Source organism: Campylobacter sp. W0066.1 (genome assembly GCF_024723635.1).
Lineage (GTDB): Bacteria > Campylobacterota > Campylobacteria > Campylobacterales > Campylobacteraceae > Campylobacter_D > Campylobacter_D lari_C.
The window spans coordinates 1-22,250 of record NZ_JANQCW010000019.1 but is presented as its reverse complement, the minus strand read 5'-3'; the positions used below and the strand labels follow the sequence as shown (position 1 = coordinate 22,250).

Here is a 22,250-nt window from a genome sequence, read left to right as displayed (position 1 = left end):
TTTATATAAAAATAAAAATATGTTAAAATTTTAATTTTTGATGGAGAAAAAATGCAAGAAAAATTTGAACAATCAGTAAAAAATATGTTAGAAATTATTGGGGAAAATCCACAAAGAGAAGGGCTTTTAAAAACTCCTACTAGAGTTTTTAAAGCTTTTGAATTTTTAAATAGCGGTTATAAACAAGATCCAAAACAAATACTAAATGATGCCTTATTTGAAAGTTCAAACAATGAAATGGTTTTAGTAAGAGATATAGAATTTTATAGTCTTTGCGAACATCATCTTTTGCCTTTTTTTGGGCGCGTGCATGTTGCGTATATACCAGATAAAAAAGTCGTAGGACTTAGTAAAATTCCACGCCTTGTAGAAGTTTTTGCAAGACGCTTACAAATTCAAGAACAACTCACAGAGCAAATCGCAGAAGCACTAATGGAACATGTAGGTGCAAAAGGCGTTGGGGTGGTTATTGAAGCAAGACATATGTGTGTTGAAATGCGTGGGGTACAAAAGGCAAATTCTACTACTAGCACTTCAGCACTAAGAGGTAGCTTTTTAAAAAGTGAAAAAACAAGAAAAGAATTTTTTACCTTAATTAACTCAGCAAAACAGGTTAGATTTTAATGGGTTTAGAAAAACTTCGTAGCAAAATTGCTTCACAAAATCTTGCTAGTGTTTTTGGACAAATTACTAAAATTTCAAGTACTAGTATAGAAATAAATGGTTTAAAAACTAGCATAGGCGATATTATTAAAATAGTTTCTAGTGAAGATGAGAGTAAAGAAGCTATGGCTATGGTAGTAGAAGTAGATGAGAATTTAAGCTATTTGAGTCCTTTTGGTTTTGTGGAAGGTTTTAAAATAGGCGATCGTGCTTTTATTAATGATGCGGGTATGCAAATAGGTGTTAGTGATGAACTTTTAGGAAGAGTGGTTGATCCTTTTATGCGACCAAAAGATGGTAAAGGACCTATTGAGGCAAGTAAATTTATGCCTATTATGCGTGCACCTATTGATGCAATGAAACGAGGTTTGATAGAGGAAGTTTTTCCAGTAGGTGTTAAAACAATAGATGCGCTTTTAACTTGCGGGGTAGGACAAAAGCTTGGGATTTTTGCAGGAAGTGGGGTAGGAAAATCAACCCTTATGGGCATGATAGTAAAAAATTCCAAAGCTCCCATTAAAGTCATAGCTTTAATAGGGGAACGTGGTAGAGAAATTCCTGAATTTATACAAAAAAATCTTGGTGGTAAACTTGATGATACTGTCATCATCGTTGCAACAAGCGATGATAGCGCGCTGATGAGAAAATACGGAGCATTTTGCGCTATGAGTGTGGCTGAGTATTTTAAAGAACAAGGCAAAGATGTGTTATTTATCATGGATAGTGTAACGCGTTTTGCTATGGCTCAAAGAGAAATAGGCCTAGCTCTAGGTGAACCACCTACGACAAAAGGCTATCCGCCAAGTGTTTTAAGTCTTTTACCTCAGCTTATGGAGCGCGCAGGAAAAGAAGAAGGCAAAGGCACTATAACAGCATTTTTTACCGTGTTAGTTGATGGAGATGATATGAGTGATCCAATAGCTGACCAAAGTAGATCCATCCTAGATGGGCATATAGTGCTTAGTCGCGAACTCACTGACTTTGGAATTTATCCACCTATAAATATACAAAATTCAGCCTCAAGGGTTATGGGGGATATTATTAGTGATGAACACAAACTAGCTGCTAGAAAATTTAAGCGTTTAAATTCCTTACTTAAAGAAAATGAAGTTTTACTTAGAATTGGTGCTTATCAAAAAGGTACCGATAAAGAACTTGATCAAGCCATTACTAAAAAAGACTTTATGCAACAATTTTTAAGTCAAAATCCTGAAGAAAGTTTTGAATTTGAAGATACAATTAATATGCTAAAAATGATTGATACGCAATAATTGGAATGATTTTTGCTTTTTTATGATAAAAAGTCATGAAAAAAGGATGGATCATGTCAAATGTAACGTTTTTAGATCATCAGCAAAACTTAGGTTTAAAATATACTGATATTTGTCAAAATATTTTTGAAAGAGAAATCTTTACACATATGTTTTTAGAGTGTGTAAGCTTTGTTTTACTAGAAGATAAAGCCAAGTTAAAATACTTAAAGATTATTAATTCAAAAGAAGAATTTATCGTTGAATTTAAAATTAATAATCAAAAAAAATCTTTTATTATCAATGATAAAAAAAGCTTGAATGCAGAATTTAGTGCAAAAAGAATGACTCAAGATGAGTACAAAAGAGAAGTAGCTAGAATTTATCAAATAGAAAGATATTTAAAAACACAAAGTAATCTTCAAAATTTTTCTAGCGAAATTAGTGCTACCATGAAAAATCTTTTTAAAGATATGGATGAGTTTAAAAACTATATCGATATGCTTGAAGCAAAAGAAAACACTCACAATCACTACTTATCAAAAATTTATAATATAGCTTAATATTAATCAAACTTTGCCGATAATATTACTAATCCAAACAAAAGGAGTATGTTATGGGCGAAGTTACTAACAATCAAGCAAGTTTAATGCTTAACATTGCAACTACTATGATGAAAAAAACCATAGAAGCCAATGAAAATGCAGTAATGCAAGTACTTGAAGGCGTAAATGCAAACCCTGCTCCAACTACTACTCCTAGCGCTAGTTCAGGATTGCTTGACATTTACGCTTAATTTTTCTCTTCGATTCAAAAATTTTGGCATAGCTTTTGCTTTTTTAAAGCTAAGCAATATTTTTGAAGAGAAGAGTTATGTTTGTAAATTCTAATGTTAATCCGTATCAGAATTTTGCAAATTATCCTTTTGCAAAAACTGGACACGCAGAAGAAAAAAAAGAAAATACCAATATTAAAAGTGATTTACTTGATATAAAAGGTTCTAATTTAGATTATAAAGTAACTTATGCAAGTGAATTTGGTTTTAGAATTAATGAGCAAGGTTTTTTTGAAAAAGATCTTAATAAAACAGCTGCTTTACCTCTTGATTATGATATTAATATAAAAAGTATAAGAGAAATTTCAAAACAACTTATAAAGCTTGATGAGAACTTAAACTATAACAAAATAGACTTACCAAGACTTTTAAACACTTATCACAATACATTAAAAACTATAAATCCACAGTTTCAAAACAATGACAATGATTTTTTAAGTAAAACACAAATTTCTGAGTTAAATCAAGGTTATAGCTATACTTATGAAGGAAAAATTTTAAAAGTTTATGAAAATGCCAAAAGCTTACAAAATGCAAAAGAAACAAATAAAAATCTAAACACCTTAATGCTTGATAATAAAATAGGAGATTTTGCATTCAATGCAAGCATTGAAAACACAGCTAGCAATCCTATTATAAAACCTTATTTAAACCGTCAAGGCGCAGTTTCTAAAAGTGGATTATTGCTTAATTATATTTATCATGATTTAAAAGAACAAAATCATCAAAAGGCTAATTTCTTTCTATCTCCTATTGAGTTAGATATGTCTTCTAATGTAAATTTTCAAAAACTCATGAGAGGTCAAATGAGTATGCAAGATTATCTAAGTGAAAGCAATAAAGAAAAAATGAGTTTTGATTTATACTTACATATTAATGGGGTAGATAAAAACAATACCTCAGAAGATAAGCTTTCAGTTTTCTTTCAACAATACATTAACTATCAGCATAGTATCAATATGCAAGAATTTGCCAATTCAAGCTCTATTTATAGTCTTTATAGTGAGCAAATTAGCAAAGATTTTGAAGCTTTAAAAAAAGAGTTCAATCAAAATGATTCTAATATAGACCTTGAAAAAATAAACACCCAAAAAGAACTTTTAGATACTCAATTTTTAGAAAATCGCAAAAGACAAGCAAGTATTAATAAAATTTTACACTCTTATTTAAATGCTATGGCTTAAACTTGTGCTAAAATAATAACAAAAATTTTCGCACAAGTTAAAAACTTACTTGATTTAATATTAAATTTAATATTTTAGTGTATATTAACAAAAAAGATAAAAATTATCCTAATTAAAGGAGTATAATTTGAAAGTATATTTAGATAACAATGCAACAACACAGCTCGCACCAGAAGCTTATGAGCTTATGAAACCTTTTTTAAAAGAACATTATGGCAATCCAAACAGCCTTCATCAATGGGGTAGTGCAACTCATCCTGCTTTAAAAGAAGCTATGGATAAACTTTATGCAGGACTTGGAGCAAGCGATTTAGATGATATCATTATCACTTCCTGTGCTACAGAAAGTATTAATTGGGTATTAAAAGGTGTGTATTTTGATAGAATTTTAAATAGCGATAGAAATGAAGTAATTATTTCTAGTGTAGAACATCCTGCAGTAGCAGCTAGTGCTATGTTTTTAAAATCTTTAGGAGTAAAAGTCATAGAACTTGGCGTTGATCATGAGGGTGTTTCTAGTGTAAAAGATTTAAAAGAAGCTATTTCAGATAAAACTGCGCTAGTAAGCATTATGTGGGCAAATAATGAAACTGGTATGATTTTTCCTATAGAAGAAATGGCTCAAATTGCTCATGAATATGGAGCATTATTTCATACTGATGCAACTCAAGCTGTTGGGAAAATCAAGGTTAATTTTGCAAAAGCTGGGGTTGATTTTGCTTCATTTTCTGCACATAAATTTCATGGTCCAAAAGGTGTAGGTGGACTTTATATTAAAAAGGATATAGAATTAACTCCGCTTTTACATGGTGGTGAGCATATGGGTGGTAGAAGAAGTGGAACTTTAAATGTACCATATATTATAGCAATGGCAGAAGCTTTAAGAATTGCAAATACTATGCTTGATTTTGAAAACTCACACATTAGAAGATTAAGAGATAAATTAGAAGATTTAATTTTAGCTATGCCTGATACAAGTGTAGTTGGGGATAGATCAAGAAGGGTTCCTAATACCATCTTAGCAAGTATTAAAGGTGTAGAAGGCGAGGCTATGCTTTGGGATTTAAACAAAAATGGTATAGCAGCAAGCACTGGTTCAGCCTGTGCTAGCGAAGCACTTGAGAGCAATCCTATCATGGAAGCAATTGGTGCTGAAAATGATTTAGCTCATACTGCTCTAAGACTTTCTTTATCAAGATTTAACACAGAAGATGAAATTGATTATGCAGCAGAGCAAATAAAAAAAGCAACGCAAAGACTTAGAGCAATCTCAAGTACTTATGCATATAAGCCTGAAAATATTTAAAGGATAAAAAATGGCAAAGAATAATTTAATTGGCGGATCAATTTGGGATGAGTATTCTCAAAAAGTACAAGATAGAATGAATAACCCTCAACATATGGGCGAATTTACACAAGAAGATGCACAAAAAGCAAATGCAAAACTTATTGTTGCAGATTTTGGAGCTGAAAGCTGTGGCGATGCGGTTAGGCTTTATTGGTTAGTGGATGAAAAAACTGATAAAATCATTGATGCTAAATTTAAAAGCTTTGGCTGTGGTACAGCAATAGCAAGTAGTGATACTATGGTTGATCTTTGTATAGGTAAAACTGTAGATGAGGCTGTAAAAATTACAAATTTAGATGTTGAATTTGCTATGAGAGATAACCCTGAAACTCCTGCAGTTCCACCGCAAAAAATGCACTGTTCAGTTATGGCTTATGATGTTATCAAACAAGCTGCGGCGCATTATAAAGGTGTTAATCCTGAGGATTTTGAAGATCAAATCATAGTTTGTGAGTGTGCTAGAGTAAGCCTTGGAACCATTAAAGAAGTAATTAAACTAAATGATTTACATACAGTAGAAGAAATAACGCAATTTACCAAAGCAGGTGCTTTTTGTAAATCTTGTGTTAAGCCTGGAGGACATGAGAAAAAAGATTATTATCTTGTAGATATTTTAGCTGAAACTAGGGCTGAAATGGAAAGAGAAAAGCTAAAAGATCAAAGTAAAACAGATATTGCTTTTGATGATATGACCATGGTTAAACAACTAAAAGCAGTAGAGGCTGTTTTAGATAGCGATGTGCGTCCTATGCTACATGGTGATGGTGGAGATTTAGAAGTAATTGATATCCAAAAAAGTGACAATAAAAATATAGATATATATATACGTTATCTTGGAGCATGTAGTGGCTGTTCAAGCGGGAGCGGTGCAACCTTATATGCTATAGAAAATATTTTACAAGAAGAACTTAGCCCAAATATACGCGTTATACCTGTTTAAGCAGTTTTTCTGCTTAAACTTTTAAATTTCAAGCCTTTTTATGTTAAAATAACACGTTAATAAAAATTTAAAAAGGCTATTTATGCAAAGACTTCAAACCTTTGTTAAAAGTGAAACTTTTCCTGGTGTTTTGCTAATATTTTTTACCGTACTTGCACTAATTTTACAAAATAGTTCTTTAACGGATCAATATACCAATTTTTTAAATATTCCCTTTGGCTTTCAAGCGGGAAGTTTAGAAATTTTCAAACCTTTGCTTTTGTGGATTAATGATGGTCTTATTGCAATCTTTTTCTTTGCCATAGGACTTGAGTTAAAATATGAAGTTACAAGAGGACAACTCAATAGTATAAAAGCTATGTCTTTACCTATATTTGCGGCACTTGGTGGTATGATAGTACCTGCTTTAATTTTTGCATTTTTTAATTATAAAGATCCTTTTGCTTTACAAGGTTGGGCTATACCAACTGCTACCGATGTGGCCTTTGCAGTTGGAATTTTAATGCTTTTAGGTAAAAAAGTACCTACTTCTTTAAAATTATTCTTACTTTCTTTGGCTATTTTTGATGATTTGGGCGCAATTATTGTAATTGCTTTATTTTATACAAGTGAGCTTTCAGTTTTTGCTATGATTGCTGCCTTGGTGTGTATTTTAGCACTTTATTTGCTAAATCATTTCCATGTTACCAAAAAATCTTTTTATATCATCATAGCTATAGTATTTTGGATAAGCATGTTAAAAAGTGGAGTGCATGCAACTTTAGCAGGTGTGATTACTGCTTTATTTATACCACTTCAAACAAAAAGCGGTGAATCTTTTTTAAAAGAAATAGAACACGACTTAGCGCCTTGGGTGAGTTATTTTATCTTGCCTATTTTTGCTTTTGCAAATGCGGGAGTTGATTTAAAAGATATGGATCCAAGTTTTATGTTTTCTTCGGTTAGTTTAGGTATTATTTTAGGATTATTTTTAGGAAAACAAATTGGAGTATTTTTATTTTCATATATTAGTATAAAACTAGGACTAGCAAAACTTCCACAAAATGTTAATTTCAAACAACTTTACGGGGTTTGTATACTCACAGGTATAGGTTTTACTATGAGCTTTTTTATAGATGGCTTAGCTTATCAAAATAGTGATATTTTTGCATATTCAGACAAACTTGCAATTTTAGTAGCTTCATTATTAAGCGCTATAGTTGGATATGCTTACTTAAAACTTATTTATAGTTTTAAAAAATGAAATTAAAAAGTTTCCAAAACTTTTTATCACTTGAAATTTTAGGAGGATTGTTGCTTTTATTAGCAACGATCTTTGCCTTGCTACTTAAAAATAGTCCTTACGGGCAACATTATATGGACTTTTTAAGTGTAGAAATGGGTGTAAAAGTGGGCGCTTGGGAACTTTTTAAACCTTCTTTATTGTGGATTAATGATGGTCTTATTGCAATCTTTTTCTTTGCCATAGGACTTGAATTAAAAAAAGAATTTGTTCAAGGAGAGTTTAAAACTCTTAGTAATATTACCCTACCCTTAATGGCCGCTATAGGCGGTATAGTTGTGCCTGCTTTAATATTTTGTGCTATCAATTTTAACGATGCTTATGTTTTAAAAGGTTGGGCTATACCTACTGCAACTGATACTGCATTTGCTCTAGTTATACTTGCAATGCTAAAACAACGCATACCAAGTTCTTTAAAAATATTCTTAGTATCTTTAGCAATTTTTGATGATGTAGGAGCTATTTTAATCATTGCTATTTTTTATACAGGAGAGCTTTCAACTTTAGCCTTTTTTGTTGCCTTTTGCTGCATTGTAGGTTTATTTTTACTTAATCGCTTGGGCAATGAAAGAAAATCATTTTATTATATACTTGGAGCATTGCTTTGGCTTAGTGTGTTAAAAAGTGGAGTGCATGCAACTTTAGCAGGTATCATCACAGCTTTATTTATACCTGTATTTACAAAAAACAATCATGCTTTATTAGAGGAAATCGAGCATGGTTTAAAATTTTGGATAGCTTTTATAATACTACCACTTTTTGCTTTTGCCAATGCAGGGGTTGATCTTTCAAAAATTGAAGCACATATGCTATTTAGTGGTGTAAGCGTAGGGATTTTCTTGGGCTTATTTGTTGGAAAACAACTAGGTGTATTTGGCTTTGCTTATATGGCAATTAAACTTAAACTTGCAAAACCGCCAAAAGATGCTAATTTTAAACAACTCTATGGAGTTTGTATACTCACAGGTATAGGTTTTACCATGAGCTTTTTTATAGACGCTCTTGCTTATGAAGTAAGTGATATATTTAATTTTGTAGATAATTTTGCTATTTTACTAGCTTCCTTAGCTTCGGGTGTATTTGGCTATTTTTATCTGCGTTTTATAAAATAATTAAGCTTTTTTTAAATTAAATAAGGTATAATTTCATTTCTTAATTTAATGTTTTGGCCCATTCGTCTAGCGGTTAGGACATCGCCCTTTCACGGCGGTAACACGAGTTCGAGTCTCGTATGGGTCACCACTTTTTAACTTCTAAATACAAAAATTGATTATAAATTCTGACATTCCATAAGGAGATTTCATTTGTGCATATAATAAATATATCAGACAAAAAAGATCTGTCAACAAAAGCTTCCAAATGGTTTTCTGAAAAATGGGGTATAGATGAAAAAATTTATTTTGAAAGCATAGAAAGTAGCTTTAACAGTCAAACTATTCCTCAATGGTATTTAGTTTTAGATAAAAACTCTATTATAGCTGGAGCTGGAATTATACAAAACGATTTTCACAACAGAAAAGATTTGGAGCCAAATTTATGTGCTTTATATGTTGAAGAAAATTACAGAGGAAACAAATTAACTAATCAATTATTAAAATTTATAAAAAATGATTTGAAAACAAAAAATATAAATAAATTTTACCTACTGACAGAACTTGTAGGATTTTATGAAAAATATGGTGGAATTTTTATTGAAAATATTATGGATAATGAAGCTTGTTCTTTAAGAGTTTATAAGATAGAATTTTAGCTTTCTTTATTTTCTCCATCTTTAAAAGAAAATATAGGCAAACTTAAACCATAATATATCGCCAAAAGTCTTGCTATGGTTCCTACAATCAATGAAGCAAGAATTACCCATAACTCATCTACGCCCAAAATATACAATATATAATACAAAGCCCCTGTTAATATAGCAACACCCGCATAAATTTCTTTTTGAAATACAAGTGGTATCCTAGCGCATAGTATATCTCTTAATATCCCACCAAATACACCAGTAATCACAGCTGAACTCACAGCCACTATAAAACCATACCCCATTTGTATTGCAATTTGTGCGCCTAAAACACTAAAAACAACCAAACCTATAGCATCTAAAATCAAAAAAAGTTTTTCAAGCCTTATAACATATTTAGCAATTTTTGTTGTAATCATAGCCGCAACACAAATTAAAATCACATACTCAGGAGTTTTAATCCAAGTTAGCGGATGATGATCAAGTAAAATATCTCTAATCGAACCTCCGCCAATAGCTGTTACCAAAGCTATAAATATCACTCCAAAAAGATCCATTTTATGTCTTCCTGCAGCAATAGCTCCTGTCATCGCATCAACAGTAATTCCGATAATATAAAGTATAGTTAAAAGCATAATGAGTTTTTAAAAAACCCTTGTTAAAACAAGGGTTAATTTTTACTTACGATATCAATGATATTTTGAGCTACTTTTTTAGCAATAGGCTCAACAAATTCAGCAGGAGAGGTAAATCCTACGCAAGAGCAATTAATCTCACCTAAAACATATTTATCTTTACCATTTTCATCTGTATCTAAGATAAAATCAGCAGTCCAAATCAAAGGAATATCATAATTTCCAAGTTTTGAGCGAATTTCTGGTAAAGTAGCTAAAAACCAATCAACCAATCCTTGCCAATCTTTTGGCTCATCATATCTGTATTTTGCACCTGAAAAAAGTGTAGCAGAGAATGCATCAGCACCTTCTGCAGGCTTTTTATGCACTACATAAATTGGAGTATGATAAAGCATTAAAATTCTAATTTCACCTTCTTTAATGCGTGGTAAGAAAGTCATATCTACAAGCATACCATTATCACCTATAATGTATTGCTCACAAAAGTCCATAAACTCACCAAGCTCTCTTTCTTCTGTGTGATTATCTTTTGCTTCTGTACATTTGATTTTTGCATTTAATGGCACGCTCACAGCCCCTGCTGGCAACTCATCTATCAATCTCACACGCCAAATTCCCTCACCCGTTGAGCCACGATTTTGTTTTAAAACCCTCTCACCCTTTGCTAAAGTTTTTGGGAAACTTTCTTTAAAAGTTTTAATATCATAATACGCATAAGTATCTTCAGGTACTAAAGCTGTTTTATTAAGCTTAGTAAGTGCATCTTTAGCGCCATATCCTATCATCGCATCAGGATGAGGCATACCTATAACACCATTTGCGCAAAGTTTTCTAAGCATATCAAAATACTCATTTTCTTCTTTTAAATTTCCTGGGTTGATTCTAGAAACATAAGCATCAGCATTGTTTTTTACATATTCATAAATTTCATCTTTTTTTTCTACTTCAAAAAAGATGACCTCAGCATTCCAACCTTGTTCTTTTAAGGCATTTACCATAGGCATAGTATCTTTTCTATGGCCATCTTCACCTTTATCGCTACCACCTCTAACTTCAAAAAACACAATATTTTTTTTCATATTTCTCCCTTTTTAAAGATATTTTATCATCATATCTAAATAAGTATTAAATTTTTATTTATTTTTTCCATAAACTCGTTGTAAATTTTGCAAATTTGAGCTTGCATTTAAAAGCAAAGCATCAGCCATGCAAATTGCCACCATAGCATTTACCACAACACTACCTCTTATACCCACACAAGGATCATGCCTGCCTTTTAACTCGTGTATAATATTTTCTCCTTGAGTATTTTGCGTTTGTTGGGGTAAAAATATAGAGGGGGTTGGTTTAAAATATGTTTTTATATCAATAAAATCTCCATTAGAAATTCCACCTAATACTCCACCACTATGATTACTTAAAAACACCCCATCTTTTAACTCATCATTATTTTGACTTCCATACATATAACTACTTTGAATGCCACTTCCTATTTCTATAGCTTTAACCGCATTGACTCCCATAATCGCATGAGCAAGTTTAGAATCAAGCTTATCATACAAAGGCTCACCTAAACCTTTAATAGGGTTTTTTACTCTAGTAAACACTCTAGCACCTATACTATTTTTAGCCTTTTTAGCCTTTAAAATTTCATCTTTGAAGTTTTGCTCTAAATTTTTATCTAAAGCATAAACTTCACTATTTTTAGCATAATCAAAATCAAACTCATCATTACTAAGTTTGCTATCAATGCTTCCTACTCCAAAAACCCCACTCATTATCTCTATGTCAAATTCTTTTAAAAGCATTTGTGCCACAGTTCCTGCTGCTACTCTTGCTACACTTTCTCTAGCACTAGCTCTTCCACCGCCTCTATAATCTCTAATGCCATATTTATGATAATAAGTAAAATCAGCATGTGCGGGACGAAATACATCTTTTTCATAATCTTTTGAGCGTGTATTTTCATTATACACCAAAACACTTATAGGAGTTCCTGTTGTATAACCCTCAAAAACCCCACTTAAAACTTGAGCCTTATCTTCTTCTTTTCTAGGGGTGCTAAATTTATTTTGACCTGGCTTTCTTTTATCTAGCATTTCTTGCAAAAAATCAAAATCAAATTTCACCCCTGCTGGCATACCATCTATCACACAACCTATAGCTTGACCATGGGATTCGCCAAAGCTTATAAATTTAAATCTTACTCCAAAACTATTCATAGTTTTCCTAATTTCTCAAGTGCGATTTTAGCACATTGTTGTTGGGCTTCTTTTTTACTACCTGCTGTAGATCTTGCTACTTCTATACCTTGAATTTTTACTGCGATTTCAAATTGCTTTTTATGATCAGGCCCAAAAGCTTTCACTACTACATACTCAGGCGTGCCTGCCATATTTGCTTGTGTAATTTCTTGAAGTCTTGTTTTATAGTCTTTAAACAAACTTTGTGTGTCAATATGCGGATAAACTTCATTAAGCAAATTTAATGCTATATTTTTAGTTTTTTCAAAACCTATTTCTAAATACAAAGCCCCCATTAATGCTTCAAAAGCATCAGAAAGTATAGAAGGCTTATTGCGTCCATCGTTATTTTCTTCTGCAATAGACATAAAAATACATGCTCCAAGATCAAGTTTTTGCGCTAAAGTTGCAAAAGATTTTTCATTTACCAAAGCTGCCCTAAGCTTAGAAAGGTTCCCTTCTGAGTCTTTTTGAAATTTAAAAAACAAAAATTCCCCTACTACTAAATCCATCACAGCATCACCCAAAAACTCTAATCTTTCGTTGTTATAAGGCTTTTTGTAACTTTTATGCGTTAAAGCTTCAATGAGCAATTGCTCATTTTTAAAATGATAATTTAGTCTTTCTTGGAGTTTTTTAAGCATTTATTGACCTTTCTTCTTGGAGCTTTAAGGCTGCATTTCTTGCTAGCTCATCACAACGCTCATTTAATTCATGGCCATTGTGTGCTTTGATCCAAAAAGCAGTTATTTTATGATCTTTAGCCACATTTAAATACTCTTTCCAAAGATCAATATTTTTTTTACCCTTAAAATCTTTTTTTACCCAACCTTCAAGCCATTCATTAATACTTTGTACCATTAAATTTGAATCTGTGTATAACTTTACCTCGCATGGTTCTTTTAAAGCTTTCAAAGCCTCTATAATAGCCATTAACTCCATGCGGTTGTTTGTTGTATTCTCACACGCCCCACTTTGTTCTTTTTGATGATTTTTATAAGTTAAAACATAAGCCCACCCTCCAAAACCAGGGTTGTTTAAACAAGAACCATCAGTATAAATTTCAATATTTTTCAAGCTTTTACCTCATAATAAATCTCACATTTTCCAAATTCATAACAAAATGGACAATGATAAAAAAACAAAGGACTTTGGTTTTTACAATTATTACACACATAAGTAAAGCTAAGATTTGCACTTAGCTTATTATCGTTTAAAATTTTTAAAATTTTTAGCTTGTGATTTTTGATAGGAATAGTTTTTGTGCTTAAATTTTTTGCATAAAAAAACTCATGGTATTTTTCATCTTCAAGATTAAGCGGACTCTTGCATTCATTAAGTAAATCAATGACATTTTCAAATTGAGGCATTTGAGTAAGTTTATCTTTATAATGCAAAAAGCAAAGTCTTAAAATATACTCATTATCCTTGCTCAAAGCTAAAATTTCTTTTAGTTTTTGTTCTTGCTCTTTAGAACTTGCTTGAATTTTCAAAGCTTTTATCAAAGCTTTTTCTGCATATATATTTTCTCCTAGCTCAAACAAACACTCTAAAACATCTAAAACCTTATCATAATCTTTGAGTTTTAAATAAACAATTTTTAAAAGTTTTAAGCTTTCTTTATTGCGTGCTTTGATTTTTAAAGCATTCAATAAAGCTTCTACGCTGCGCTCTAAAAATCCTGCTTTTAGATAAACTTGCGCTAGTGAAAAAAAGATAAACTCTTTTTGGCTTGCCTCATTTGCTTTTTGCAAAGCTATGAGATAAATCCCCACAGCTTTTTCAAATTCACCACTTTTGGTAAAAATTTGAGCTAAGAAATTTAAATTTTCTATACTTAAATTAGCATTTTTTAAAATTTGTTGGTGTGTAGAATTAATTTCAAATTTTTTTACAAAACGATCAAGTTTGCTTTTTTGGTCTTTACTTGCAACAATACGCCATATATAATGTGAGCTAGCTATAATAAAAACCAAAGCAGTTAAAACAATAAGACCAAATAAAGGATCGCGGTATTCTACAAAGAAAAAATCCATAACCTTGCAACTTAATTTTCAAATTTATAACAATTATAGCTAAATGCTTATATAATTTTCTTTAAGGTTTACAAGATGATAGAACAAGCAAGTATAGAACAACTTTTACAAAAAACAGATATTGTTGATATCATAGCTCATTATGTTGAAGTAAAAAAACAAGGCTCAAGCTATGTTTGCGTTTGTCCTTTTCATGATGATAAAAATCCTAGTATGCATATTAATTCTATTAAAGGATTTTATCATTGTTTTGCATGCAAGGCTGGGGGTAATGTTTTTAAATTTGTAATGGATTATGAGAAATTAAACTTTGTTGAAGCAGTAGAAAAAGTTGCTTCATGGAGTAATTTTTCACTTACTTATACCTCACAAAAACAAGATAATAAAAAATCCATCATTCATATCTTGCCTACTCTTAATGCTTTTTATAAGCAAAACTTAGCTAAAAACAAAGAGGCTTTAGCTTATCTTTACAAAAGAGGCTTAAACGATGAGGATATCAGAACCTTTGAGCTAGGCTTTGCACCAAGTTCTAATGAAACACTAAGACTTTTACAAAATGAGCAAATCACTCAAGAAGAAGCTTTAGAGGTAGGTGCGATAAAACAAAATGAAAATGGCGCTTATGCAAGTTTTATCAACCGCATTACTTTTAGTATTTATGATCATAAAAATTTGCTTATAGGCTTTGGTGGTAGAACTTTAGATGAAACAAATATGGCAAAATATGTTAATTCTCCCCAAAACAAACTTTTTGATAAATCACGCGTTTTTTATGCACTCAATTTAGCAAAAGATGCCATTTATAAACAAAAAGAAATGATAATTTGTGAGGGCTATATGGATGCTATAGCCTTTCATAAAGCAGGATTTAAAAATGCTGTGGCAGTTTTAGGAACAGCTTTGGGTGAAAATCACATACCTTTAATAAAAAGATTAGAAGCAAGGGTGATTTTGTGTTTTGATAATGATAATGCAGGGTTTAATGCTGCTGTGCGTTCAGCACATTTGCTAAGTTTAGCAAAAATTGATGGAAAAGTGGTCTTGATAGAAGGTGGAAAAGATCCGGCTGAACTTGTAGCAAGCCATCAAGAAAAATTACTTTTTAATATTTTAGAAAAAGGCATAGAGCTTGGAGAATTTTATATAAGAAGTTTGATTGCAAGCTGTGATTTAAGCTCAGCACTTAGTAAACAAAAGGCTTTAGAAGAGGTACAAAAATACACTTTTAATCTTGAGCCTTTAGTAGCAAATTCCTACACTACCTTAGTAGCAAATCTTTTGGGTGTAAATATTAATGATATTAAACTTTCTAAAAATACAAGAAAAAACATAAACTTTACTAATCCCATCAAACAAAGTAAAATCAATAATATAAGCGAGTTAGAGCTTTTGAAATTTTTATATGAAAATAATGAAATTATAGGGCTTTTTAAGCTTTTAAGCACAAAAGAATATTTTTTACACCAAGATATTACTAAAGCTATTTTAGAGCAAAAAAACTTTGAAGATCCTAGCATAAGAGAGCTTTATGAATTTGAAAATATCAAAAACTTAAGCAATTTAGAAGAATTTTTATATGCTATTTGTAAGATCAACCTTGCATACTTTAATAAATTAAAAAGTTTAAATTTAAAACAAGCCTTTAAAAAACAAATTTATAATTTACTCAATCAAAATTTAGAAAAAATCAAAAAAAACTATCAAAATGATGAAATTTTTTTAAACCATTTAATAGAAGTTTTAAAAAGCGTGCATTTTTTAGATGAAGAGGAAAGCTTGGAATTATTTTTAAATAGACTACAAAAAAACATCAAAGATAAAAAAGCAATTCATTATAACTTTGAAGAAGAAGTTTTTTAAATAAAAACTTGCACAAAAATTAAAAAATATTCATTACAATATGCCAAAAATTTCGAAAGGAAAAAATGAAAGCATTAGCACTTTTTAGTGGCGGGCTTGATTCTATGCTTGCTATAAAACTCATAAGCTCTCAAGGTATAGAAGTAAAAGCTTTAAATATAAACATAGGCTTTGGTGGCACAAGTGATAAAAGCGAACTCATGGCAAAACGCGCTGCTATGGTAGGAGCTAGTTTTGAGATGATAGATGTAAGAAATGCTTATTTGCAAGAAGTTTTATTTAACCCTCAATATGGATACGGAAAGCATTTTAATCCTTGTATAGATTGTCATGCTTTTATGTTTAAAACTGCTCTTTCTATGTTAAAAGATGAAAATGCAAGTTTTATCATCACAGGAGAAGTAGTTGGTCAACGCCCAATGAGCCAAAGAAATGATGCTATGGCTAAGGTTAAAAAACTAGCACTTGATGAAGAAGATTTAATCTTGCGTCCAATGTGTGCTAAAAATTTACCTTTAACCAAACCTGAGCGTGAGGGTTGGGTTGATAGAGAAAAGTTAGAAAACATAAGTGGAAGAAGCAGAAAAAGACAACTTGAACTAGCTGCCAAATTTGGTTTTGAAGATTTTGAAAGTCCAGGTGGTGGATGTTTGCTCACACTTGAGAGTTTTTCAAATAAAATCAAAGATTTTATTAAATTTGATAAAAATATGCAAGTTAATGACGCTCAACTTTTAAAATATGGACGCCACTTAAGACTTCCAAATGGTTCTAAAATGATAGTAGGTAGAAATGAACTAGAAAATCAATTTTTAAAAGAATTAAAAACTCAAAAGTATGAAGAATTAAAACTTTTTGATTTAATAGGTGCTTATTCTTTAGTAGATGAAAATATTAATCCACAAGATCTTGAACTTGCTCTAAGCATAGCACTAACTTATGCTAAAACTCAAAATAATACAAAATACAAAATAGGCTTTAAAGATAAAATTTTCCAAAGTATGGCTTTTGAAGATAAAAATAAAATTCAAGAGTATTTTATAAATTAAACTACCCTTTTAAAGGGTAGTTTTTTAGAATTTCTTTCTTCTAACCTCTGCTACAATATCAGCTGACATAGAATCAACTTCATTTGCTACAGAATTAGTTGCATGAGCAATTTGTGAGTTTTCTTTAGTTAAACCATCAATTACTGAAACAGATTGATTAATTTGTGAAATTCCTAAAGCTTGCTCTTTAATACTCTCACCCATTTCATTAATAGATTGAACTAAGATATTAGTATTAGCTTCAATCTCACCTAAAGACTTTTGAGTTCTTTCTGCTAGATTTCTAACTTCATCAGCAACAACAGCAAAGCCACGTCCATGTTCACCAGCACGTGCTGCTTCAATAGCTGCATTTAATGCAAGCAAGTTAATTTGATCTGCAATATCTCTAATAACATCAGTTACATCTTTAATATCACTACTTTGTTTAATAACCTCTTCAGTTCTTGCTGCTACTGCATTCATAGAAGCACTCATCTCTTCAACTGCAGCGGCACTTTCTTGTAAAGAATCAGCTTGTTTTTGCGCACCTTCATTAAGTTTTAATACGCTTTCTTTTAAAGAATCAGCCTTAGTTTGAAGCATCTCACCTTGACTTAGAGAAGCTTGAAGCATTTTTCTAATCTCTGCACCTACTGCATTAAGTGATTTTTCTATTTCACCTTCTGCATTTTCAAGTTTATCCGAAAAGTCAAGATTTTGAAAACTAGCAAAAACTCTTTCTATTTCATTTAAATCTTTACCAATTTTCATTTGCATATCTTCAAGCATTTTGTTTAACACTTCTTTTAATTCTACAAGTTTTGGATTTACAGGATTTGCTTCTATTCTTTGGGTAAAATGCCCTTTTTCTATATCACAAGAAACTTCTAAAATATTTTGCACCGTGATATCATCTTTTTCTAAACACGTATGAATATATTGAACATTATCATTAATCATCAATGCCATTTTTCCAAGCTCATCATTATATCTAGGTGTTAAAACTTCAATAGTTGAAGCCTCATGATTTAAGTACTTAAAGAATTTCATTAAATGAGTTTGTAATCTTTGCACTCTTATTGAAACAATTCTTTTAACTGAAGTACTAATAACAATCACTATGAAAATTACCGCAACAACTGAGCTAATTAAAATAATATTTCTAAGCTCTGCAATAGGTGCATACACAGTTTCATTTGGCACAATAGCTAACATTGCCCAGTGAATTCCTGTATTTGGCCATATTTCAAATACTCTTATAGCTCCATGGTATTCACTACCATCATCTGCTATATAATTAATTGGACCAGCATAAGCTGTTTTTTGCAAATCCACTATAAAAGCTGCATTTTTATTCACATCAGAGATTTTCTTAGTTACAAAATCTGCATTTGGATGTGTAGCTATAACACCATTACTTGCTATTAAAATTCTTCTTGCGCCTTGATAAATTGATCTTGAAGAATCATTTAAAAAATCAGCTGTAGGCTTAAGATCAAAAAGCATACCAACAACACCTATTGCCTTACTTTTTTATCAGTTATAGGTGCAGCTACATTAAGCCCTAAAAATTTATTACCATGGATGTTATACCATCTTGGTTCTCCAAAATAAAGTTTATCACCACCCATTAAATTTTTAATAGCTTGAGTTCTTGCAATCTCCTCACTTGCTGCTAAAGTTTGCATGCCACCAGCATTATTAGTATCTGTATCTCTCATTAAAACCATAAATTCATTATTATTTGTAAAATATTTTGGATCAACTCCTATGTTTTTATACATAGTTCCATCTTGCAAATAATAATATCCATATGTTATATTTGAACTAGCATCGATTGCTTCTCCAAGAATATTTTCTATCCTTTTTGGATTTATAGCACCTTCTGAAATAAGATTGTTTAATGTTCTTTGGGTACCAATAGCACTAACAAATAAAGACTTAATACTTGCTTCAGCTTGATTTCCATAGCGATGCACAGAAGCTGTTAGTGTATTTTCTATCTGTGTATTTAAAATAGTAGTAGATCTATTGATAATAAGCACAGATAAAATACTTAAAATCAAAACAACTGTAATAATAGCTACAGCAACTATTTTTGCACCAAGACTCCAATTACGCATTTTTCTCTCCTTGAGCGTGTGGTAAAAATTTTTTGTTATTATAAATCTTTTTTATTAAAAAAGTATAAAAATTGTTTTATTTTCATTTATTTTTATAATAATCATAATTACTTTTACTTTTTTACACAAAAGCCTATAAAATGGGGGGAGTATATATGTTTTTTAACTAATAATTTTTATTATTTATATTTAAAATATATTAAAATTTATAAAATCATTTACACCATTTTCACTAATAATATTAAGAGTATATTTACCCTTTTTTAAATCTAAAGATAAAAGCTCTTCTTTTCCTTCAAAAATCAATTCTTGATTTAAATACCAAAAAAGTTTTTCTTTTTTAGGATTTATAAGCTTAATTAACAATTTTTGCTTATTTTTTAAATCTTTTGGCAAAATGATATTAAGATTATTTAGCGGATATATGATTTTTAAATTTTGGCTAGAGCTTTGTAAATTTTGCTTTTCTTTAGCAAAAAAAGCTTGTGCATTAGAAGGTAAATTTAAAATAATCTTTTTCTTTGCATAAAGGAAATTTTCATCTAAAGAATCAACTTCTTTGTTTTTATACATAAAAACTTCTTTTAAAAATGGTGAAGTCCTTAAAACATTTGCACTTTGTGGGTAAAGCACTTCTTTAAAGTCAAATTTATAATCATATCTATATCCTGTTTGATTTTCAATTTTGATAGTAACTAAATCATTAGGCTTTTCAAATTCTAAATTAACCCCATCAAGTAAGGCTAAAAGCTCAAAAAATAACTCTCCTGCTATATTTACACCATATAAATTTGCATTTGCTTCGCCATTAAAATTTCCAACCCATACTCCTAAAGTGTATTTAGGAGAAGTTCCTATAGCCCAGGCATCTTTTCTCCCATAACTTGTGCCTGTTTTCCAAGAAATGATGGTATTAAAATCATATTGTCTTAAACCTGCTCGATCTAAATCCTTTAAGGTTTGTAAGGTTAAAAAGTTTGCTCCATCACTAATAAGCTTTTTATCTTCTTTAGTAAATGCATTTTCTTCATATAAAAGTTCTTTAAAATTTCCATAATTTCCAAGCCCTAGATAAATTTTTACCATATCTTCTAAACTCAATTCTTTTGTGCCTAAAATCAAAGAAAGTCCGTATTTTTTAAAATTTTCATCTTCAAAATCTAAAATATCTTTGAGTTTATAAAAAAACTTCTCATACCCATATTCTGCAAGTAAGCTTACAAAAGGAATGTTAAGTGATTTTTGTAAAGATTCTTTTGCGCTAATAAGGCCATGATATTTTTTATTTGCATTTTGCGGGGCAAAGTTAGAAAAAAATGTAGGTACATCAAGCATTAAAGATTCAGGCGCTATAAGCCCCTCATCTATAGCAAAAGCAAAAAGTAAAGGTTTTAAGGTTGAACCTACACTACGCTTTGCAATAACCCCATCAACTTGACCAAAACTTGCAAAATCATAAAAATCATTAGAGCCTACATAAGCTAAAACTTTATTTGTTTTGGTATCTGCTAATAATATAGCTAAATTTTTTATACCCTTTTGCTCTAATTTATAAGAATATTCCTTAGCTTTTTCTTCAAATTTGATTTGAATTTTTTTATCTATACTAGAAATGATTTTTTCTTTATCCGCTAAAAGCTTACGTGCTAAATGTGGAGCTAAGTTTTTTCTTGCTTTAAAACTAGGAAGTTTTTCAGCCTTTGCAAGAGTTAAGATATCTTTAGAAAAATATCCCTTTTCAAAAAGCCTATCAAGTAAAACATTGCGTTTTTTTAAAAGCTTATCTTTGTTTTTTTCAAGATTAATCAAACCTGGATTATTAGGAAGCACTGCAAGCAAAGCTGCTTCACTCCAAGTAAGATCTTTTAAATCTTTTTCAAAATAAAACAAACCCGCACTTGCAACACCTACTAAATTTCCCCCATAAGGAGCATTGTTTAAATAAAGCTTTAGAATTTCATCTTTTTCGTAAGCACTTTCTAAAGCAAAAGCTTTGATAATTTCGTTAAATTTATTAAAATATGTGCGTTTATTTTGCTCTAGAAGTTTGATTGTTTGCATAGAAATCGTGCTTGCACCACTTCTTTTACTTGAAAAAAGATTATTTTTAAGAGCTCTTATAAGTGCTAAAAAATCTACTCCATAATGAGAATAAAAATTTTTATCTTCATACAAAATAACTGCACTTTTTAATTTTTGTGGTATAAAATCACTCTCTAAATGCCATTGTTCATTAGCATCTAAAAATACACTAAGAATTTCTTTGTTTTTATCAAGCAAAACCTTGCTATAAGTGCCTTTAAATAAATCCTTGCTATCAAAACTAAAATAAACTAAGCCTATGTAAAAACATAGGCTTAAAAAGCATATCGCAAGGCTTATTTTGATTTTCACTGCACTACTTTGACTCTTTTACTCTCACTTAAAGCTTTATAAGCATTATCATACATTGCTTCAGCATAAGCTCCACTCAAAGTATAAACACCTGGAGTAACAGCACTTAATTTCACAAAAAATTCTCTTGATTCATCAGAATATAAAGGAAAGAAATACATGATTTTATCATCTCTTATATCGACAAAGTCATAATAAGAATTTTTTACAAAATCAGGAGCTTCATCATCTAAAAGATCATGCACTATCTCCCATCCACTTGGTAAAATTTGAGTTAAAGCTATATTAGAAGCGCCTGGATAATTTTTATTTGATATTTTTAATTTCATATAAAAAATTTGAGAACTTTTTATAGCACTTTCATCTATTTCATTTCCATTTTCATCATAAAAACTTCTTTCTATATACATACGCTGCGCAAAAGGCTCGGAAATACCTTTTTTAATACCCTCTACTCCAAAATGTACATAAGTATCTTCTTTAGCTTCTATCAAAGCACCGCCTTGATTAAACTCAAATTTAGAAAAACTCGTATTGAGCTTTTTACTCTCACCATTAATTTTTACTCTTGCATTGATGGTTTTAGAGCTTTCATCACTAAAGCTATTTGCCAAAGCATATAAAGCATAGCCTGTGCTTTGAGTGCTAAGCCAAGCTTGGCTTTCTAAAGTTTTTTTAATATCAT

At 30.7% G+C, this 22,250-nt stretch carries 20 protein-coding genes, 1 tRNA gene and 2 pseudogenes; 13 read left to right on the top strand and 10 right to left on the bottom strand.

The genetic code is table 11. The annotated features are described in order from the left end of the window. Positions 1 to 51 precede the first annotated feature (51 nt). The 11 genes from folE to CAMP18497_RS07210 all read left to right on the top strand — a co-directional run bounded on the left by folE (position 52) and on the right by CAMP18497_RS07210 (position 9,252). Positions 52 to 624, top strand: coding sequence for a GTP cyclohydrolase I FolE (gene folE, locus CAMP18497_RS07260; RefSeq protein ID WP_012662169.1), 573 nt, complete (start codon positions 52 to 54; stop codon positions 622 to 624). Next, on the top strand, positions 624 to 1,934 hold the full coding sequence (gene fliI / locus CAMP18497_RS07255; protein ID WP_337213495.1) for a flagellar protein export ATPase FliI: 1,311 nt from the start codon (positions 624 to 626) through the stop codon (positions 1,932 to 1,934). Before folE ends, fliI begins: the two co-directional genes overlap by 1 nt. A gap of 53 nt (positions 1,935 to 1,987) precedes the next feature. Then, positions 1,988 to 2,476, top strand: coding sequence for a hypothetical protein (locus CAMP18497_RS07250; RefSeq protein ID WP_337213493.1), 489 nt, complete (start codon positions 1,988 to 1,990; stop codon positions 2,474 to 2,476). Between the two features lie 53 nt (positions 2,477 to 2,529). Continuing rightward, positions 2,530 to 2,709, top strand: coding sequence for a putative motility protein (locus tag CAMP18497_RS07245; RefSeq protein ID WP_337213491.1), 180 nt, complete (start codon positions 2,530 to 2,532; stop codon positions 2,707 to 2,709). A 77-nt stretch (positions 2,710 to 2,786) separates the two neighbouring features. Further along, a complete protein-coding gene (locus CAMP18497_RS07240) occupies positions 2,787 to 3,932 on the top strand; it encodes a hypothetical protein (RefSeq protein WP_257928991.1) in 1,146 nt (381 codons plus the stop codon). A gap of 127 nt (positions 3,933 to 4,059) precedes the next feature. Beyond that, positions 4,060 to 5,238 carry a NifS family cysteine desulfurase gene (locus tag CAMP18497_RS07235; RefSeq protein WP_115646283.1) on the top strand — a complete coding sequence of 393 codons (1,179 nt, stop codon included), beginning with the start codon at positions 4,060 to 4,062 and terminating at the stop codon, positions 5,236 to 5,238. Between the two features lie 10 nt (positions 5,239 to 5,248). Then, positions 5,249 to 6,220, top strand: coding sequence for an iron-sulfur cluster assembly scaffold protein (locus CAMP18497_RS07230; protein ID WP_087685319.1), 972 nt, complete (start codon positions 5,249 to 5,251; stop codon positions 6,218 to 6,220). An 82-nt stretch (positions 6,221 to 6,302) separates the two neighbouring features. Next, positions 6,303 to 7,463: a Na+/H+ antiporter NhaA gene (gene nhaA / locus CAMP18497_RS07225; RefSeq protein ID WP_337213488.1), complete on the top strand. Its 1,161-nt coding sequence runs from the start codon at positions 6,303 to 6,305 to the stop codon at positions 7,461 to 7,463. Next, positions 7,460 to 8,614: a Na+/H+ antiporter NhaA gene (gene nhaA, locus CAMP18497_RS07220; protein ID WP_337213486.1), complete on the top strand. Its 1,155-nt coding sequence runs from the start codon at positions 7,460 to 7,462 to the stop codon at positions 8,612 to 8,614. Before nhaA (CAMP18497_RS07225) ends, nhaA (CAMP18497_RS07220) begins: the two co-directional genes overlap by 4 nt. A 55-nt stretch (positions 8,615 to 8,669) precedes the next feature. After that, a tRNA-Glu gene (locus tag CAMP18497_RS07215) sits at positions 8,670 to 8,744 on the top strand. 64 nt (positions 8,745 to 8,808) lie between these two features. Further along, positions 8,809 to 9,252 (top strand): GNAT family N-acetyltransferase, encoded by a 444-nt coding sequence (locus CAMP18497_RS07210; protein ID WP_263677479.1) that lies wholly within the window; start codon positions 8,809 to 8,811, stop codon positions 9,250 to 9,252. Here CAMP18497_RS07210 and CAMP18497_RS07205 read toward each other — a convergent pair. Genes CAMP18497_RS07205 through CAMP18497_RS07180 form a run of 6 tightly spaced genes read right to left on the bottom strand, consistent with a single transcriptional unit; the run spans position 9,249 to position 14,154 of the window. Continuing rightward, on the bottom strand, positions 9,249 to 9,875 hold the full coding sequence (locus tag CAMP18497_RS07205; RefSeq protein ID WP_039629140.1) for a trimeric intracellular cation channel family protein: 627 nt from the start codon (positions 9,873 to 9,875) through the stop codon (positions 9,249 to 9,251). The genes CAMP18497_RS07210 and CAMP18497_RS07205 overlap by 4 nt on opposite strands. A gap of 35 nt (positions 9,876 to 9,910) precedes the next feature. Beyond that, complete coding sequence (locus CAMP18497_RS07200; protein ID WP_039619407.1) at positions 9,911 to 10,954, bottom strand: Cj0069 family protein; 1,044 nt, start codon at positions 10,952 to 10,954, stop codon at positions 9,911 to 9,913. A gap of 54 nt (positions 10,955 to 11,008) precedes the next feature. Then, complete coding sequence (gene aroC, locus CAMP18497_RS07195; RefSeq protein ID WP_337213482.1) at positions 11,009 to 12,097, bottom strand: chorismate synthase; 1,089 nt, start codon at positions 12,095 to 12,097, stop codon at positions 11,009 to 11,011. After that, positions 12,094 to 12,762, bottom strand: coding sequence for a ribonuclease III (rnc, locus tag CAMP18497_RS07190; RefSeq protein WP_257904746.1), 669 nt, complete (start codon positions 12,760 to 12,762; stop codon positions 12,094 to 12,096). Before rnc ends, aroC begins: the two co-directional genes overlap by 4 nt. After that, positions 12,755 to 13,195 carry a ribonuclease HI gene (gene rnhA, locus CAMP18497_RS07185; protein ID WP_039668930.1) on the bottom strand — a complete coding sequence of 147 codons (441 nt, stop codon included), beginning with the start codon at positions 13,193 to 13,195 and terminating at the stop codon, positions 12,755 to 12,757. Before rnhA ends, rnc begins: the two co-directional genes overlap by 8 nt. Continuing rightward, positions 13,192 to 14,154, bottom strand: coding sequence for a hypothetical protein (locus tag CAMP18497_RS07180; protein WP_337213479.1), 963 nt, complete (start codon positions 14,152 to 14,154; stop codon positions 13,192 to 13,194). Before CAMP18497_RS07180 ends, rnhA begins: the two co-directional genes overlap by 4 nt. Before the next feature lie 75 nt (positions 14,155 to 14,229). Here CAMP18497_RS07180 and dnaG point away from each other — a divergent pair, with 75 nt between their 5' ends. Together dnaG and CAMP18497_RS07170 are read left to right on the top strand one after the other, a co-directional pair. Further along, complete coding sequence (gene dnaG / locus CAMP18497_RS07175; protein WP_337213477.1) at positions 14,230 to 16,017, top strand: DNA primase; 1,788 nt, start codon at positions 14,230 to 14,232, stop codon at positions 16,015 to 16,017. A 65-nt stretch (positions 16,018 to 16,082) separates the two neighbouring features. Then, entirely contained in the window at positions 16,083 to 17,066 is a 984-nt protein-coding gene (locus CAMP18497_RS07170) for an MnmA/TRMU family protein (protein WP_337213475.1), read from the top strand. Between the two features lie 24 nt (positions 17,067 to 17,090). Here the strand turns inward: CAMP18497_RS07170 and CAMP18497_RS08350 are convergent. The 4 genes and pseudogenes from CAMP18497_RS08350 to CAMP18497_RS07150 form a co-directional block, all read right to left on the bottom strand. Then, positions 17,091 to 17,471, bottom strand: a pseudogene (locus tag CAMP18497_RS08350) (methyl-accepting chemotaxis protein); the annotation flags it as partial. Between the two features lie 1,094 nt (positions 17,472 to 18,565). Then, entirely contained in the window at positions 18,566 to 19,171 is a 606-nt protein-coding gene (locus CAMP18497_RS07160; RefSeq protein ID WP_337213471.1) for a hypothetical protein, read from the bottom strand. A gap of 189 nt (positions 19,172 to 19,360) precedes the next feature. Further along, a complete protein-coding gene (gene pbpC, locus CAMP18497_RS07155) occupies positions 19,361 to 21,565 on the bottom strand; it encodes a penicillin-binding protein 1C (protein WP_337213469.1) in 2,205 nt (734 codons plus the stop codon). Next, positions 21,562 to 22,250 (bottom strand): annotated as a pseudogene (locus CAMP18497_RS07150) (alpha-2-macroglobulin family protein); the annotation flags it as partial. The pseudogene CAMP18497_RS07150 and the gene pbpC, both read right to left, overlap by 4 nt.